Source organism: Parvibaculum sp., assembly GCF_049651025.1.
Classification (GTDB): domain Bacteria; phylum Pseudomonadota; class Alphaproteobacteria; order Parvibaculales; family Parvibaculaceae; genus Parvibaculum.
This window is the reverse complement of the sequence record NZ_JBASBH010000077.1, coordinates 1-16,943: the sequence shown is the minus strand read 5'-3', so window position 1 is coordinate 16,943 and position 16,943 is coordinate 1. Positions and strand designations below refer to the sequence as shown.

Sequence of the window (16,943 nt, the reverse complement as noted above, 5' to 3'; positions counted from 1 at the left end):
CGCCCCCCGCAGGGCGCATCTCTAATGCAGCGTCAGTTAGCCTGGCGCCGCAGGAATGTCGGGATCTCGAGTTGCTCTTCCTCGAAGGACGGCTGAACCAGCCTTCCTTCGGCGGAAGGCGTCAGGCTCGGTGCATTCGTCGCGGGCTTCGGCGTCTCCACCTGGGGACGAGGCTCGCGGGCAACCATCGGCTCACGACGCGCCGGGCTCGCTGCCGGCTCCTCGACGCGACGACGACCACCGGTCAGACGTTCAAAGAAGGTCGGACCACGCTTCGGCATGCGCGACTGCGCGACAGGCACAGCACGGTTGCCAAGGAAAGCCGGCGTCTCGCCGCCCTTCGCCGGCTGCACGCGATCGAGATCGCCCGGAATGAACGGCCGTGCCTTGGGCTCGGCAAGAACGGCATCCGCACGAACCACGGGCTCGTCGCGCATTGCAGCTTGCTGCTGGCGCTGTTCGGGCTTGTGGATGATCACTTCCGCTTCATATTCGCGCGGATCGAAACCACCGGCACGCGCTGCCGGATGCTCCACATGCTCGAAGGACGGCTGCTCGAACTCGACGGCGGCCGGAGCGGCAACCCGCTGTTCGGCCACTTCGACCTGACGAACCGGAGTTGCCGGGCGTGCCGACGCGAAGGTCGCGGCGGCGCGAGGCGGAAGATTCCGCTCGGCGGTGATGACTTTCGCGAGCTTGGCGGACTCATTCGTCGGCTGCTGCGCGCGCTCTTCATTGTCGATGCCGGTAGCGACCACGGACACACGCATGCGGCCGTCCATCGCCGGATCGAAGGTCGAGCCGACAATGATATTCGCCTCGGGATCGACTTCCGAACGGATGCGGTTTGCCGCTTCATCGACCTCATAAAGAGTGAGGTCCATGCCGCCGGTGATGTTGATGAGAACGCCGCGTGCGCCCCTCATCGACACTTCGTCGAGCAGCGGGTTCGAGATCGCGGCTTCGGCAGCCTCGATCGCGCGCTTCTCGCCGGAAGCTTCGCCGGTGCCCATCATGGCCTTGCCCATCTCGTTCATCACAGTACGCACGTCTGCGAAGTCGAGATTGATGAGGCCGGGCTTCATCATGAGGTCGGTGATGCCCGCAACGCCGGAATGCAGAACCTGGTCGGCCATGGAGAACGCGTCCGCAAAGGTCGTGTTCTCGTTCGCAACCCGGAAGAGGTTCTGGTTCGGGATGATGATCAGCGTATCGACATACTGCTGAAGATCGCGAATGCCCTCTTCGGCAAGACGCATGCGGCGCGAGCCTTCAAACTGGAACGGCTTCGTCACCACGCCGACGGTCAGGATACCCTGCTCGCGAGCTGCGCGTGCAATCACGGGAGCGGCGCCTGTGCCCGTGCCACCGCCCATGCCGGCGGTGATGAACACCATGTGAGCGCCGTGAATCTGCTCAACGATCTCGCTGAGCGCCTCTTCGGCAGCTGCGCAACCGACTTCCGGACGCGACCCTGCACCCAGACCTTCGGTGATCGAAGCGCCAAGCTGAATGCGCCGTTCAGCCGACGAAAGCGACAGAGCCTGCGCGTCGGTATTGGCAACGACGAACTCGACACCGTCGAGACCGGACTCGATCATGTTATTGACTGCGTTGCCACCCGCACCGCCGACGCCAAACACGGTGATCCTGGGCTTCAGTTCCTTCGCCTGCGGTACCGTTAATTTGATGCTCATCTTGGCCTCCTGGAAACAAATTGGAAATTCGGGGTTCGTGATGCCGTCTGACCGGGCGGCGCGGCCAACCACCCGAGTCGCCATCGGCTCTTTGCCCCTTCGAACGCCCCGCTTTCATGGCGGGCAGTGAGATCTCTCAAAGCCGCCATCAGAAATTCTCCTTAAGCCAGCGACCAAATTTGCGGAATTGGCCTCGGCCTGCGCCACCCTCCGACTCGCTATCGGCACCAGCCATTTCGAGCGGAGAAATCTGTGCATATGCGAGAAGACCGGCGCATGTGGAAAACGCCGGGCCGCCTGTCGCTTCGGCAAGGCCGACCAGACGGATCGGCTGACCGACGCGGACCTGCTTGTCGAGCATCCGGCTCGCGAGTTCGCGCGCGCCATTCATCTGACTTGCTCCGCCCGTCAACACGACGCGCCGACCGGCGACACGGCCATAGCCGCTCGCCTCAAGACGGTCCCGCACCAGCTCAAACGTCTCTTCGAGCCGCGGCTGAATAATTCCGGTCAACATTGAACGCGGAATATGATTCGCCGAATCAGCTTCGCTCTCACCCACCTGCGGCACGTCGATCATCTCTCTCTCATCAGACGGACTCGCAAGCGCGCTGCCATAAAGCGTCTTCATTCGCTCGGCATGCGCCAACGGCGTCGAAAGTCCCCTCGCAATATCATTAGTAATGTGATTCCCGCCAATAGACACGGAATCGCAATAGACCATCGCACCTTCAAAGAAGACGGCGAGCGATGTCGTGCCACCGCCCATGTCGATGACGGCCACCCCGAGGTCCATTTCGTCCTCGACCAGCGAGGCAAGCCCGCTTGCATAAGGCGAGACGGCAATGCCCGAAACCGAGAGATGGCAGCGCTCGATGCAAAGCTCCAGATTGCGCAAGGGACCGCGCAGCCCACTGACCATGTGAACATCGACGCCCAGCTTCTCGCCGAACATGCCGCGCGGGTCGCGCAAGCCCCGGCTGCCGTCGATGCTGTAATTGGTCGGAATGGCGTGAAGAACGTCGCGTGCCTCAGGCTGGAAGTTGCTCTGGGCATAGGAAATCAGACGCGCGCAATCCGCATCCGTCACTTCCGGCCCCGTCACCGACGCCTTGACGCCAACCGTCTGGCTTTTCGGATCGCCGCCGGAGATGCCGACAACCACGTCCTTGATCGTGACGCCGGCCATCCGCTCCGCCGCGTCGACGGCGATGCGGATCGCCTCTTCAGCCGCATCCATATCGACGACCGTACCCGCGCGAATGCCGCGCGACACCTGATGGCCGATGCCGATGACGCGCACCGGCGCGTGGCCGTTGCTCGTGCGCCCCGGCTCAACCTTGGCGATGAAGCAGGAAATCTTGCTCGACCCCACATCGAGCGCAGCAATCGTGCCCGAGCGGCCCACCGCGACCGGACGACCCTGAAAGCCTTTGGAACCCAGACTGACCATATTCATGTATTGCCCCCGGCACTCACCGAGCCGACCTTCGCAGGACCGGCTACTCCATTCACATTCCTGACGCCGCCCATCGTCTTGCCGCCAGGCGCGCTGATCTTCGCCGCGAGCGCGCCGCCGCGCTCTCCCGCCGCTTCCGGCGTCAGCGCCACCGACACACGGTCAGGAAGACGCAGATCGACCGACTCGATGTCGCGCGAAAAAATCTTGTAGGCGGCATCAAGCGCCACGATGTCGGCCAACGCTTTTTCGATGCCAACCTCCGGCAGCTTCACATCGACGCCATTTTCAAGGCGCAGATTCCAGCGCCGCGACCCGACCCGCACAAAGGCGCGGACACGGGACAGAAGCTGCGGCTGGGCCTGCGCCATCAGGGTAAGGATATCTTCAGCTTCGCGCGCGCCGCCGAAACCGACGATGAAAGGAAGGTTCGCATAAGCCTGAACATTCTCGTCGGTGATCGGACGCCCGCTCGAATCGACGACGGACAAGGCGCCGCCGCGCTGCCAGACCGCGAAAGGCTTGCGCTCGACAATATCGATGCGGATCGCGTCAGGCAAAAGGCGCGTGACGGTCGCCGACTTCACCCAATCGACCCGCTCGACGCGCTGACGCGCGGCCTCCGTGTCGAAGCCGAAAATCGGATCACCGCGCTTGATGCCGAGCGCGGCGAGAAGCTGCTGCGAATCCGCATGCGAGCGACCCGAAACCGTGACGTCATCGATGCTGAAGCCTGCCAGCGCGAGCACCTTGTTTGCGCGATTGGCAACTTCATTGCCCGCCGCCGCGACATGGCCGCCCACGAACAATCCATAAAGGCCAACGGCGGCGATCAGCGCAATCGTTGCTACCTTGAAAGGCTGCATGCCGAAAGAGCCTTCTCGCACATCCTCAAGCCAGCGCATCACCGCCGATGTCGGTCGCGTCGAACGCCGGCCGAAACCGCGCTCGACGGGCGCATTGCGCCGACGCCCGGGCGCGATTTTCGTCGCAGGCTTCTTCTTGCTCGTTGCAGGCACCGCGCGAACCCCCGTGCGCGACGCTACCCGGCTGCGATTGCCCCCGCTTACCGATCGCATGATGCTTCCTCCACCATCCAGCTCACCAGTTCGGCGTATGAATAGCCCGCGAGATTTGCAAGCTCCGGCACCAGCGACGTCGGCGTCATGCCGGGCTGTGTGTTGACTTCGAGCAGAATGAGTTCGGGCTTGCCCACCCGCGTATCGTCAAAGCGGAAATCGGCGCGGCTGACACCCCGGCAACCCAGCGCACGATGCGCGGCAAGCGATACGCGCTGCACTTCGGCATAATCTTCCGCGCTGATCTTCGCGGGCACATCGTGACGCGAACCACCGGCGGCGTATTTCGCCTCGTAATCGTAAAATTGCGTATTGGCGATAATGTCGACAACACCAAGCGCCTCATCGCCCATCACGGCGCAGCTCAACTCGCGCCCGGCGATGTAACGCTCCACCATCACCTCGTCGCCGAGGTTCCAGTCAGGCGACGTCAGTTCAACGGGCGGCCGATTGTCGCCCTGACGAACGATGAACACGCCAACCGACGAGCCCTGATTGATCGGCTTGATGACATAGGGCGGCTCCATCACATGCCCATGCGCCGCCTGCTCGCGCGGCACGACAATGCTCTCGGCGACCGGCAGACCCGCGGCGCTGAAGATCGCCTTGGCGCGTTCCTTGTGCATGGCAAGCGACGACGCCAGAACGCCGGAATGTGTATACGGAATATTGAGGATTTCGAGCAATCCTTGTACGCAGCCATCCTCGCCCCAGCGGCCATGAAGGGCGTTGAAAACGACGTCCGGTTTGATCTTCAAAAGCTGATCGGCAAGATCGCGCGCCGCATCGATTTCGGTGACGCGATAACCGCTCTGGCGCAGCGCATCGGCGCAGCCGCGGCCCGTCGACAGGCTGACGTCACGCTCCGGCGACCAACCACCCTTGAGAACGGCGACATGCTTGCGGGTGTTCATGCGCGCTCCCCTATACGTTTGATTTCCCAATCCAGCATGATGCCGCTCTGTGCCTTCACGCGCGCGCGCACTTCCTCGCCAAGATCTTCAAGATCGGCGGCGGTCGCGTCGCCCGTATTGATGAGAAAATTGCAGTGCAGTTCCGACACCTGTGCACCGCCATGCGCAAGGCCGCGCCCTCCCGCCGCATCGATCAGCTGCCAGGACTTGTGCCCTTGCGGATTCTTGAAGGTCGAGCCGCCCGTGCGTGTGCGGATCGGCTGGCTCGCTTCGCGCTTCGCCGTGATCTCGTCCATACGGCCGAGGATTTCCGCCTTGTCGCCGGGCCTGCCCTGAAAAGTCGCCTCGACGAAAATATAGCCGTCCGGAATGCCGCAATGACGATAGGTGTATTTCATGTCGGCATTGCTGAGCACATGACGAATGCCCTTGCGATCAAGCGCGACGGCCTCGATCAGCACATCTTTCGTTTCGCGCTCGTATGCGCCGCCATTCATACGCAACGCGCCGCCGATGGAGCCGGGAATACCGCGATAGAATTCCAGGCCGGCAATACCCGCTTCCTGTGCGACGCGCGCAACGGCAACATCGAGTGCCGCCGTGCCGGCGCGAACCCGGTTGCCCTCAAGCGCCTCGATCTGCATGAAGCCCTTGCCGAGACGGATCACGACACCTTCGACGCCACCATCGCGAACAAGAAGGTTCGAGCCGACGCCGATCACCGTCACCGGAATATCTTCAGGCGTGGCGGCAAGAAACGCCGCGAGATCGTCTGCATCGACCGGGCGAAACAGAACCTCCGCCGGGCCGCCGACGCGGAACCAGGTGAGCGGCGCCAGCGGCGCATTCGCGACCAGCTCGCCGCGCACCTTCGGCAAACGCTCGATCAGAGAAGAGGATGAGACGCGCGCGGTCATCATTTGCCCTTCCCCTTTTTAACTGTGGATTTCGCCTTTGCCGCGCCCTTCTTGCCGAGCGCTTCCAGATCAGCTGGCAGCGCATTCGCCCAATTGGTGATCGAACCCGCGCCGAGGCAGACGACAAAGTCGCCCGGCTTTGCTAGCTCGGCGATGAGCTTCGGCAAAGCCTCCGGGTTTTCGAGCGGCACGGCATGACGATGGCCGCGATCATGGAGACCGGCGACAAGCCCGTCGCGGCTCGCGCCCTCGATCGGCTGCTCGCCTGCGGCATAGACATCGGCAACGATCACCGTATCGGCGTCGTTGAAGCAGGATGAAAATTCATCGAACAAATTGTGAAGGCGTGTGTAGCGATGCGGCTGCACGACGGCGATGATGCGGCCCTCGGACGCCGAACGCGCCGCCTGCAACACAGCCGCGATCTCAACCGGATGATGGCCATAATCGTCATAGATATTGACGCCATTCCACTCGCCGACATGTGTGAAGCGCCGCTTCACACCGCCGAAACCTTCCAGCGCCTTGCGGATGACCGCTTCCTTGATGCCCATCTGCCAGGCGACGCCGACAGCGGCAAGGCTGTTCAGCATGTTATGACGGCCCGGCATCGGCATGCGAATGGCGGGCAACTCGTGCACCTTGCCCGTCTTGCGATCCGTGATCGTCACATCGAATACATTCTGGCCTTTTTCCATGCGCGCATTGGTGGCGCGAATATCGGCCTGCGGGCTTGTGCCATAGGTAACGATGCGCCGGTCGCGAACGCGCCCGATCAGCGACTGCACTTCCGGATGGTCAATGCACATGACCGCGCAACCATAGAACGGCACGTTTTCGACAAAGGCGAGGAAGGCATCGCGTGCGGCATCGAAGGTGCCGTAATAGTCGAGATGCTCGGGGTCGATATTGGTGACTATGGCGATGGTCGCGGGCAACTTCACGAATGTGCCGTCGGATTCATCCGCCTCGACAACCATCCACTCGCCTGCACCAAGACGCGCATTGGTGCCATAGGCGTTGATGATACCGCCATTGATGACGGTTGGATCAAGCACGGCCGCTTCAAGAATCGCTGCGACCAGCGACGTCGTCGTCGTCTTGCCATGCGTGCCGCCAATGGCGATGCAGGATTTGAGGCGCATCAGCTCGGCGAGCATTTCGGCGCGGCGCACGACAGGCAGAAACCGCGCCCGTGCTTCAACAAGCTCGGGATTATCCGCTTTGATCGCCGACGACACGACAATCACCTGCGCATCGCCAAGATTGGCGGCCGCATGGCCGACCGACACGGGAATTTTGAGTCCGCGAAGACGCTTTACATTGGCGCTATCGCTGACATCGCTGCCCTGCACCTTGTAGCCGAGATTCTTCATGACCTCGGCAATGCCGCTCATGCCGATGCCGCCGATGCCGACGAAGTGAATGGTGCCAATATCGAGAGGAGCCGGACGCATCAGCAACCTCCCTGCGCAAAAAGAAGCGGACCGGAAGGACCGATATCGTCGGCAAGCGGCGCCGCATTGTGCACGGCGTGAAACTCGCCACGGCCGAGCGCCTCGACAAGATCGGCAAGGCGCCGCACCGCATTGGGCGCACCTTGCGAAAGCGCGGCTCGCGCGGCGCTTGCAAGCGTTGTCGCATCGGCAAAAAAGCCGCTCAGGCGTTCGGCCAGCGTTTCTTCGGTGAAATACTTCTGTTCGATCATGAGTCCCGCGCCAGCCGCCTGCAATTTTTCGGCATTGGCCTTCTGGTCGTTGTCGAGTGAATGGGGAAGCGGAACGAGGATCGACGGGCGCCCGATGACGGACAACTCGCTGACGGTCGAAGCGCCGGAACGGCCGATGACGAGATGCGCAGCCGCGATGCGCGCAGGCATATCGTCGAAAAAGCTTTGAAGCTCGGCGTGGATACCAGCTTCGGAATAGAGGTTGCGCACGCGGTCGATATCCTCGGGTCGCGCCTGCTGCACAACGTCGAGACGGGCGCGCAAGGCTTCCGGCAAACGGGCAAGTGCGCCGGGAACGACATCGCTCATCACGCGGGCGCCCTGGCTGCCGCCGAAAACGAGGAGATTGATGCGCGCGCCTGCGTCCGGCGCTGCATAAGGCGCGCCTGCATGAGCCATCACCGCATCGCGAACGGGATTGCCTGTGACGACCAGCTTGCCCGCATCGCGCGGACGCATGAATTTCGGCCCGGCAAAAGTCGACGCGATGGCATGCACATAAGGCGCAACAAGCCGATTGACGCGGCCAAGCACGGCATTCTGCTCATGAACGCAGGTCGGGATACGCCGCAGGATCGCCGCCGCAAGAGGCGGCAAGGTCGGATAACCGCCAAAGCCGATAACAACGGATGGCTCGACACGACCGAGAATGCCGAAAGCCTGCGCGATGCCTGACAGGATCGCAGGCGCAGATTTCGCAAGCCCCACAAGGCCGCGATCATTCGGCGTGGCGGACGGCACAGAAAAAATATCGGCACCGGGGAACAGCGTGTCGAAACGCTGAACGCGCTCATCGGTGATGAGCACGATATGCCGACCGCGGCGGCGCAGTTCCTGCGCAAGCGCCTGACCGGGGAACAAATGCCCCCCCGTGCCGCCAGCGGCAATGACAACCGGACCTTCAGGGCGAAGCTTCATGCGTGCGCCCTCTTTCCGTTGGGCGGCGTCACATGGCTTCCGGCGCGACGGCGCGTCAGAGCCAGCAACATGCCCATGGTCAAGGCGAGTGCGATCATCGAGGAGCCGCCATAGGAGATGAACGGCAACGTCATACCCTTTGCCGGGATGAGATTGACGTTCACCGCCATATTGATGAGCGCCTGCAATCCGAAAAGCGCGATCAGCCCGCAGGATGCAAACTGCACGAAAAGGTCTTGCTCTTCCATCGAGCGCCGCAAGGTGCGCAGAACGACAAAGGAGAAAACGCCGATGATCAGCAAGCCGGCGATGATCCCGTATTCTTCCGCCGCAACCGCAAAGATGAAGTCAGTATGCGCGTCAGGAAGGATGCGCTTCACTTCGCCTTCGCCGGGACCGCGACCGAAGAAGCCGCCGGTGTGGAAGGCGTCAAGCGCGCGATCGATCTGATACGTGTCGCCGGATTCGGGGTTGAGAAAGCGATCAACGCGGCTCGTCACATGCGGCATCAACGTGTAGGCGGCAACCGCGCCGATAAGCGCCACTGCCGCAAGCGAGCCGATCCAGCGCCAGGACAGTCCCGCCATGAAGAAGATCGCACCGAAAACCATGGTGACAAGCATGAGCTGGCCGAAATCCGGCTGCAGCGCCAGGACGCCGACCACCATCGCGTAAAGCACAAGCGCAATCGCAGTGCCCGGAAAGCCCGGCGTCCGCTGCGCTTCGGCAAACATCCAGGCGGCAAGAACGATGAAGGAGGGCTTCACGAATTCCGACGGCTGGATCGCGAGCGGGCCGAGCTGGAGCCAGCGATGCGCACCCTTGACTTCAGGACCGATGACAAGCGTCAGAGTCATCAACGTGAAAGCGACGAGAAAGACGATGGCTGCCAGACGACGCACCTGCCGCACATTGAGCAGCGACACGCCGATCATGACCCCGATCGTCGGAATCAGGAAAAACATCTGCCGGTAAACGAAATGGAACGGCGGCAGGTGAATGCGCATCGCGACGGCAGGGCTGGCCGCGAGCGTCAACACGCCGCCGATAAGCATCAGGCAGAACAGGCCGAACAAGGTCCACTTGTCGACGGTCCACCACCATTCGGCAATGCGGCTGCGATTGGTGCGCGCGAGACGGATCATGCCCTCACCCTCCCTTTTTCCGAGAGATGCTTGAGAACATGCGTACGGAACGCCTCGCCGCGCTCCTCGAAATTGGCAAACTGGTCGAACGACGCACAGGCCGGCGACAGGAGAACGACGCGCATGTCGCCCTCGCCCTCATCCGCATCGCGCGCCGCCGCTTCAACGGCGCGATCGAGCGTCTGCGAGCGCACGAAATCGACCTTGCCGTCGAGCGTGCGAGCAAATTCATCGGTAGCCGCGCCGATCAGATAGGCGCGGCGCAAGCGCGGGAAATATTCTCTCAGAGTCTCGATCCCGCCTTCTTTCGATTTTCCGCCGATGATCCAGTAAATATTGTCGTAGGTCGCAAGCGCCTTCGACGCGGCATCGGCATTCGTCGCCTTGCTGTCATTGACATAGCACACACCGTCCTGCTCCGCCACAATCTCCATGCGGTGAGCAAGACCGGGGAAGCTCTCAAATGCCGTAAGGATCTTGTCGCGCGAATAGCCAAGCGCGCGACCCGCTGCATAAGCGACTGCGGCGTTCTGCCAGTTATGCGCGCCCGCCAGCGTCCTCAGGAAATTGAAGTCGCCACCCTTCTGCGTCTGCGTACCCGCGCTGTCGTAGAGATGGCCATCAAGCACATAGACGCCGCGACCAAGCGTCTTGCCGACCGAGACCGGCACGACCTTCTGCGCGCGCTTTGCCGAAAGCCGCGTGCAGATATCGCTCGAATAGGCGTCATCGACCCCGATAATGGCTGTGTCGGCCGCATCCTGCTTTGCAAAGAGCCGCGCCTTCACGGCTGCATAGTTCTCGATGGAGCCATGGCGGTCGATATGGTCCGGCGTCACATTGAGAAGAATGCCGACATCCGGCTTGAGGCTCGGCGCGAGATCGATCTGATAGGATGAAACCTCGATGACATAGACGGTCGAATGCGTCGGCAAGGTCAGTTCCAGAACCGGGGTGCCGATGTTTCCGCCGACCTGCGCATCGCCGCCACAGCGCTTGACCATGTGGCCGATCAAGGCGGTCGTAGTGGATTTGCCGTTGGTGCCGGTGATGGCGACGATCCGGGCTGAAGGTGCAAGCGCCTTCACCGCGCGGTAGAAAAGCTCCACATCGCCGATAACTTCGACGCCTGCGGCGCGCGCGAGCGTCACCGTCGGATGCGGCGCAGGATGCGTCAGCGGCACGCCGGGGCTCAGCACCAGAGCGGAAATGTCGACCCAACTCCGCTTGGTCAGGTCTTCAAGCGTCACGCCAGCGGCAGCCGCCTCCGCGCGCTTTGCTTCCGTATCGTCCCAGGCGATGACACGCGCCCCGCCCGCCTCAAGCGCGCGCACGGTCGAGAGCCCGGACTTACCGAGCCCGAAGACTGCAACGTTGCGCTGTGCGAAGCCTGTGGCGGGAATCACTCTCTTACCTCAGTTTCAAAGTGGCCAGACCGATCATCGCCAGCACCACGGCGATGATCCAGAAACGAACGACGATGGTGGGCTCTGCCCATCCCTTCTGCTCGAAGTGATGATGCAGCGGCGCCATGCGGAAAACCCGCTTGCCGGTGAGCTTGAACGACGCCACCTGCACGATGACGGATACCGCCTCAAGCACGAAAAGCCCGCCGATAATGGCGAGGACAAGTTCGTGCTTTGCAGCAACCGAAATCGCGCCGAGCGCGCCGCCAAGGGCGAGCGAGCCAGTGTCGCCCATGAACACCATGGCGGGCGGTGCGTTGTACCAGAGAAAGCCCAATCCTGCGCCAATCAAAGCGCCGCAAAAGACGGCAAGTTCACCGGTTCCGGGAACAAAATGTATCTGCAGATAGTCGGCGAAGACGACGTTGCCGACGAGATAGACGATGAGGCCGAGGCTCGCCGCTGCAATCATCACCGGCACGATGGCAAGACCGTCGAGACCATCGGTGAGGTTCACCGCATTCGACGATCCGACGATGACCAAAGCACCGAACAGGAAGAAGAGCGCGCCGAGCTGAATGAGGACGCCCTTGAAGAAGGGAATGGTCAGCGCGGTGGCAAGCGGCTCTTTCGCCACCGACACCAGCGCCCACATCGCGAGGAAGGCAATGATGAATTCGAAGAAGAGTTTCACGCGGCCCGGCACGCCCTTGGGCGAGATTTTCGAGACCTTCAGGTAGTCGTCGGCGAAACCCACCGCGCCGAAACCCAGCGTGACGAAAAGCACGATCCAGACATAACGGTTCGAAAGATCGGACCAGAGCAGAACCGACGGCACGATGCCGAAGAGGATGAGGAACCCGCCCATTGTCGGCGTGCCCTGCTTCATCACGATATGCGACTTCGGCCCATCCTCGCGGATCGGCTGGCCCTTGCGCTGCCGCGCCTTCAGCATGGCGATGACGCGCGGACCAAACACAAAGGTCAGGAGGAGCGCGGTCATCGTCGCTCCGCCTGTGCGGAACGTGATGTAGCGAAAGACGTTCAATGCGTTCAGGTCTTTCGACATACCCGCGACCAGCTCGTAAAGCATCAGGCTTCCCCCCTGTTGCGCCTTATGCTTGCGCTATCGTCGTCCCCAAGCGCTAGCAATGCTTCGACAATCGGCTTCATGCGTGAGCCGTTTGACCCCTTCACCATCACAACGTCACCATCCTGAATAGCTTCAGTCAGCGGCGTGATGAGCCCATCGGATGTTTCGGCGTAGAGCCCCTGCCTGTCGGCCGGCAACGCATCAAAAAGTTCGCGCATATCCGGGCCGCAGGCATAAACAAGATCGATATCCGCGCGTGCGAGCGGCACGGCAAGCTCGCGATGCAGGGCACGCGATGTCGGCCCGAGTTCCAGCATGTCGCCGAGAACCGCAATGCGCCGCGCCCTGTGCCCCGGCTCTACCTGGCCAAGCGTTTCGATCGAAACGCGCATGGAAGCGGGGTTGGCGTTATAGCTTTCGTCGATCAACGTGAACGGCCGCCCCGCCGCCTCGACGTGGTGACGCTCGCCGCGACCTGATGGGGCCTCTAGATGAGCAAGCGCGAGAGCCGCGAGCGTGAGGTCGGCATCGAGCGCCTTGACGCAGGCAAGCATGGCAAGGCTGTTCATCACGATATGGCGGCCGGGAACGCCGAGCTTGTATGTGACGGGCGTGCCGCAGATCGTCGCGGAAACGCACGAGCAATTATCCTTGAGCGCAACCTTTTCAAGCCGCGCATCGGCGTCCTGATGTTCGCCGAAAGAAATGATGCGGCCCGCGCCGGCGGCTTTCGCACGGGCTTCGAGCCGGGCGAAATGCGGATTGTCCCTGTTCAGGATCGCGATACCGCCCGCCTGCAGCCCGTCAAAGATTTCAGCCTTCGCATCGGCGATCTCTTCAATCGAATTGAAGTGGGCCATATGCACGGCTTCGACCGTGGTGATGAGCGCGATGAAAGGCTCGACCAGCTTCGACAGCGGCGTGATCTCGCCCGCATGGTTCATGCCGATTTCGAGAATGCCGAAACGCGTCTCGATGGGCATGCGCGCCAGCGACAGTGGAACGCCCCAGAGATTGTTATAGGACAGCGCGGATGCATGCGTCGGGCCCTGCTCGGACAGGATCATCCGCAGCGCTTCCTTGGTGCCGGTCTTGCCGACGCTGCCCGTCACGGCGACAATCTTCGCGGCCGTGCGATGGCGCGCGGCGCGGCCGAGCTGGTTCAAGGCTTCGAGAGCGTCCGGCACGATGACAAGCGGCCCGGCATCACGCATGGACTGCGTCACATCGGAGACGACCGCCGCCGCCGCTCCGCGCTCGAACGCGGCATCGACATAAGCATGGCCGTCCGTATTCTCGCCTTTGATAGCGACAAACAAATCGCCCTGTTCGAGAGTGCGGCTGTCGATCGAAACGCCATTGGCATTCCAGTCAGCGCCCTCAGGCTCGCCCTGAGTGGCCGAAACGACATCGTCGCGTGTCCAGAGAGGGGTCATGCGCCACCCCCTGTTTCGCTGGCGATCCGCTCTTCGGCATCGCGAACGGCTTCATGATCGGAGAAATGAATGACTTGCGCGCCTACGATCTGGCCCGTTTCGTGCCCCTTGCCCGCAATGACCAGCACATCGCCGACATTGAGTCCGCGCATTGCGGTCTCGATGGCCTTGGCGCGATCGCCGATCTCGATGGCACCGGGAGCCGCCGTAAGGATCGCAGCACGAATGGCGCCCGCATCTTCGCTGCGCGGATTGTCGTCGGTCACATAAACGATATCGGCAAGCTTCGTGGCGGCCTCGCCCATCTGGGGGCGCTTGCCCGGATCGCGATCGCCGCCACAGCCGAAAACGACGACGAGTTGCCTGTCCGTATGCGGCCGCATCGCCTCAAGCAGATTGATGAGCGCGTCCGGCGTATGGGCGTAATCGATATAGACCGAAGCGCCATTCGGCAGATGCGCGGCTTCTTCCAGCCGCCCCTTGGCGCCTTTAAGAGTTTCGAGCGCGGCGAAAACCTTCTCAGCAGGCGCGCCGCTGCCGATCGCAAGGCCGGCTGCGACAAGCGCATTCGACGCCTGAAACGCACCGATAAGCGGCAGGTTGACGGTATAGTTCCGGCCTTCATGAATGATATCGAGAACCTGCCCCCGCGCCGTGGGCCGCGCCGCCGCAAGGCAAATGCTGCGGCCCTTGCGCCCGACAGAGATCACGCGATGACCGCGCGCCCAGGAGATGGCTTCGAATTCGGCAAAATGCGCGGCGTCGGCATTCAGCACGGCAACGCCGCCCGGCGCCATCACTTCGCCGAACAAGCGCAGCTTCGAATAGGTGTAATCCTCGAAATCCCGATGATAGTCGAGATGATCGCGCGTGATGTTCGTAAAGGCTGCGGCGGCAAGCTTGACGCCGTCGAGGCGATATTGCGCAAGGCCGTGGCTCGACGCTTCCATGGCAAGATGGCTCACGCCCTCGTCCGCTAACTCTGCGAGTGCTGCTTGCAACGTAACGGGATCGGGCGTCGTCGCGCCCAGATCGCGCTCGCCCCTGGCGCTCGCAATGCCGACTGTGCCAAGACTCGCCGCTTCATAGCCAAGCGCCGTCCAGATCTGCCGCACGAAAGTGACGATGGATGTCTTGCCGTTGGTGCCTGTGACGGCAACGACCGTGCTCGGCTGCCTGGCGAAAAACCGGGCGGCCATCAATGCCAGTCGACGGCGCGGATTACGATCCGCGATGACCGGCACATTGACCGAGATTTCAGCGCCGGACTGAATGAGGATTGCCGATGCGCCCTGCGCAATCGCCTGCGGAATAAAACGCGTGCCGTCGACCTTGGTGCCGGGAAGAGCTGCAAAGAGGAAGCCGGGGCGCACTTCGCGGCTGTCTGCCGTCAGGCCGACGATCTCCGTCGCGTCCCCTTCGGGAAGCGGGGGAAGATCGGACCCGATCAGCGCCGCGAGCCGCATGTCAATCAACATTCCTAATCGCCTGCACCCGGTTCATAAGTGACAAGCTTTGCTTCGTGGATCATGTCTCTGGGCGCGACCGGCAGGCCTTCAGGTTGAATGCCGAGCAGCGGCGCAACGCGCTTGATGACGCGCGACGTCACAGGTGCAGCATTCCAGCCAGCCGTCGCATAGCCATAAGTCGCCTTCGAACCCTGCGGCTCATCGAACATGATGAGCATCGCGTAGCGCGGATCGCTTGCGGGAAACGCGCTCAGGAACGATGAAATCAGCCGGTGCCGCGCATAGCCGCCCTTGACGGCCTTTTCCGCGGTGCCCGTCTTGCCCATGACGGGATAACCCGGCACGTCCGCCTTCTTGCCCGTCCCGTCGGTCACGACAAGGCGAAGCAGATCGCGCATCTCTTTGCTCACTTGCGTCGAGACAAGGCGCGGGCCCTCCTTCGACACATCGCGACGCAGGAACGTGGGCGATACCTTCGTGCCGCCATTGACGATGGCCGACATAGCGCTGACAACCTGAAGCGGCGTAACGGCAATGCCCTGCCCGAACGAAACCGTAATCGTCGAAAGCTCGCTCCAGCGCGTGGGCACAAGCGGCGACCCGGATTCAGGCAATTCGATTTCAGGCTGGGTGACGAGCCCAAAGCGCCTCAAATAGTCGCGATACATCTCCGTTCCCATTTGCAGCGCAATCTTGGCGGTGCCGATGTTCGAGGAGTACATGAAAACCTCAGGCACGGTGAGCCAGCGGTTTTCGGCATGAAAGTCGTGAATCGTGAAACGCGCAAACTTGATCGGCTGCGTGGCGTCGAACCGGCTGCCGATCTGCACCTTGCCGCTATCAAGGGCGGCGGCAAGCGTCACGGCCTTGAATACGGAGCCAAGCTCATAGACGCCAAGCGTCGCACGATTAAACCGCGCCTCGTCGTTCGACACCATAGGCTCATTGGGATCGAAATCGGGCAACGAGCTCATCGCCATGACCTCGCCCGTATGCGTATCCATGATGATGCCGACGGCGGCCTTTGCCTTGAATTCCTCGACGCCCTTCGCAAGCTCGTCGCGAAGCGCAAACTGCACGCGCATGTCGATCGACAAGGCAACCGGCTGAGCGCGCTCGCCCCCTTCGTTCCCGCGGCCCAGCAATTGCGCCCTGTCGATATAGCGCTCCATACCGGCAGTGCCGCGATTGTCGAGATCGACCATGCCGAGCACATGCGACGAGCTATGACCGTTCGGATAGACGCGCTTTTGTTCGCGGCGGAAACCCAGACCCGGCAACCCCAGATAGTGAACGGCATATTGCTGCTTCGGCGTCAGATCGCGCTTCAACCAGATGAAGGCACGGCCCGTTTCAAGCTTGGCGGCGACGTCCTCAACCTTGAGGTCAGGCAAGGCGGTCGCGAGCTGGCGCGCAGTTTCAAGCGGATCGATGATCGCCCGGCCATCCGCATAGAGCGACGCGGTCACGATATCTGTCGCCATCACTTCGCCATTGCGGTCGAGGATGTCGGGACGATGGATCGGGTCTTCCGTGTCGACAGCGGCGACACGCGCGTCATGATTGCTGCCGACAATTGCCAGTTCGACAAGCCGTGCGCCTACGAGCGAGAAACAAGCCGCAAAGACCGCGAAGGACAGGAAGATGCGTCGCTGCGAAGGCGTGCGCCTCTCTTCATGCC

General features: G+C 62.1%; 13 protein-coding genes. All 13 read right to left on the bottom strand.

Annotation, left to right across the window (positions count from 1 at the left end):
- Window positions 1–32 precede the first annotated feature (32 nt).
- Entirely contained in the window at window positions 33–1,697 is a 1,665-nt protein-coding gene (gene ftsZ / locus WA943_RS10470) for a cell division protein FtsZ (protein WP_424469817.1), read from the bottom strand.
- 148 nt (window positions 1,698–1,845) lie between these two features.
- Window positions 1,846–3,150, bottom strand: coding sequence for a cell division protein FtsA (gene ftsA / locus WA943_RS10465; protein ID WP_424469865.1), 1,305 nt, complete (start codon window positions 3,148–3,150; stop codon window positions 1,846–1,848).
- A 2-nt stretch (window positions 3,151–3,152) separates the two neighbouring features.
- Window positions 3,153–4,235, bottom strand: coding sequence for a cell division protein FtsQ/DivIB (locus WA943_RS10460; RefSeq protein WP_424469816.1), 1,083 nt, complete (start codon window positions 4,233–4,235; stop codon window positions 3,153–3,155).
- Window positions 4,223–5,149 (bottom strand): D-alanine--D-alanine ligase, encoded by a 927-nt coding sequence (locus WA943_RS10455; RefSeq protein ID WP_424469815.1) that lies wholly within the window; start codon window positions 5,147–5,149, stop codon window positions 4,223–4,225. The genes WA943_RS10460 and WA943_RS10455 overlap by 13 nt, the downstream gene beginning before the upstream one ends.
- Window positions 5,146–6,066, bottom strand: coding sequence for a UDP-N-acetylmuramate dehydrogenase (gene murB / locus WA943_RS10450; RefSeq protein ID WP_424469864.1), 921 nt, complete (start codon window positions 6,064–6,066; stop codon window positions 5,146–5,148). The genes WA943_RS10455 and murB overlap by 4 nt, the downstream gene beginning before the upstream one ends.
- On the bottom strand, window positions 6,066–7,523 hold the full coding sequence (murC, locus tag WA943_RS10445; RefSeq protein ID WP_424469814.1) for a UDP-N-acetylmuramate--L-alanine ligase: 1,458 nt from the start codon (window positions 7,521–7,523) through the stop codon (window positions 6,066–6,068). The genes murB and murC overlap by 1 nt, the downstream gene beginning before the upstream one ends.
- On the bottom strand, window positions 7,523–8,713 hold the full coding sequence (gene murG / locus WA943_RS10440) for an undecaprenyldiphospho-muramoylpentapeptide beta-N-acetylglucosaminyltransferase (RefSeq protein WP_424469813.1): 1,191 nt from the start codon (window positions 8,711–8,713) through the stop codon (window positions 7,523–7,525). The genes murC and murG overlap by 1 nt, the downstream gene beginning before the upstream one ends.
- Entirely contained in the window at window positions 8,710–9,858 is a 1,149-nt protein-coding gene (gene ftsW / locus WA943_RS10435) for a putative lipid II flippase FtsW (RefSeq protein WP_424469812.1), read from the bottom strand. The genes murG and ftsW overlap by 4 nt, the downstream gene beginning before the upstream one ends.
- A complete protein-coding gene (gene murD, locus WA943_RS10430; protein WP_424469811.1) occupies window positions 9,855–11,264 on the bottom strand; it encodes a UDP-N-acetylmuramoyl-L-alanine--D-glutamate ligase in 1,410 nt (469 codons plus the stop codon). The genes ftsW and murD overlap by 4 nt, the downstream gene beginning before the upstream one ends.
- Window positions 11,265–11,268: 4 nt before the next feature.
- A complete protein-coding gene (gene mraY / locus WA943_RS10425; protein ID WP_424469810.1) occupies window positions 11,269–12,357 on the bottom strand; it encodes a phospho-N-acetylmuramoyl-pentapeptide-transferase in 1,089 nt (362 codons plus the stop codon).
- A complete protein-coding gene (locus WA943_RS10420) occupies window positions 12,357–13,793 on the bottom strand; it encodes a UDP-N-acetylmuramoylalanyl-D-glutamyl-2,6-diaminopimelate--D-alanyl-D-alanine ligase (protein ID WP_424469809.1) in 1,437 nt (478 codons plus the stop codon). Before WA943_RS10420 ends, mraY begins: the two co-directional genes overlap by 1 nt.
- Window positions 13,790–15,259 carry a UDP-N-acetylmuramoyl-L-alanyl-D-glutamate--2,6-diaminopimelate ligase gene (locus WA943_RS10415; RefSeq protein WP_424469863.1) on the bottom strand — a complete coding sequence of 490 codons (1,470 nt, stop codon included), beginning with the start codon at window positions 15,257–15,259 and terminating at the stop codon, window positions 13,790–13,792. Before WA943_RS10415 ends, WA943_RS10420 begins: the two co-directional genes overlap by 4 nt.
- Window positions 15,260–15,273: 14 nt before the next feature.
- Window positions 15,274–16,943: peptidoglycan D,D-transpeptidase FtsI family protein (locus WA943_RS10410; RefSeq protein ID WP_424469808.1), on the bottom strand; the 1,670-nt coding region annotated here is incomplete at its 5' end.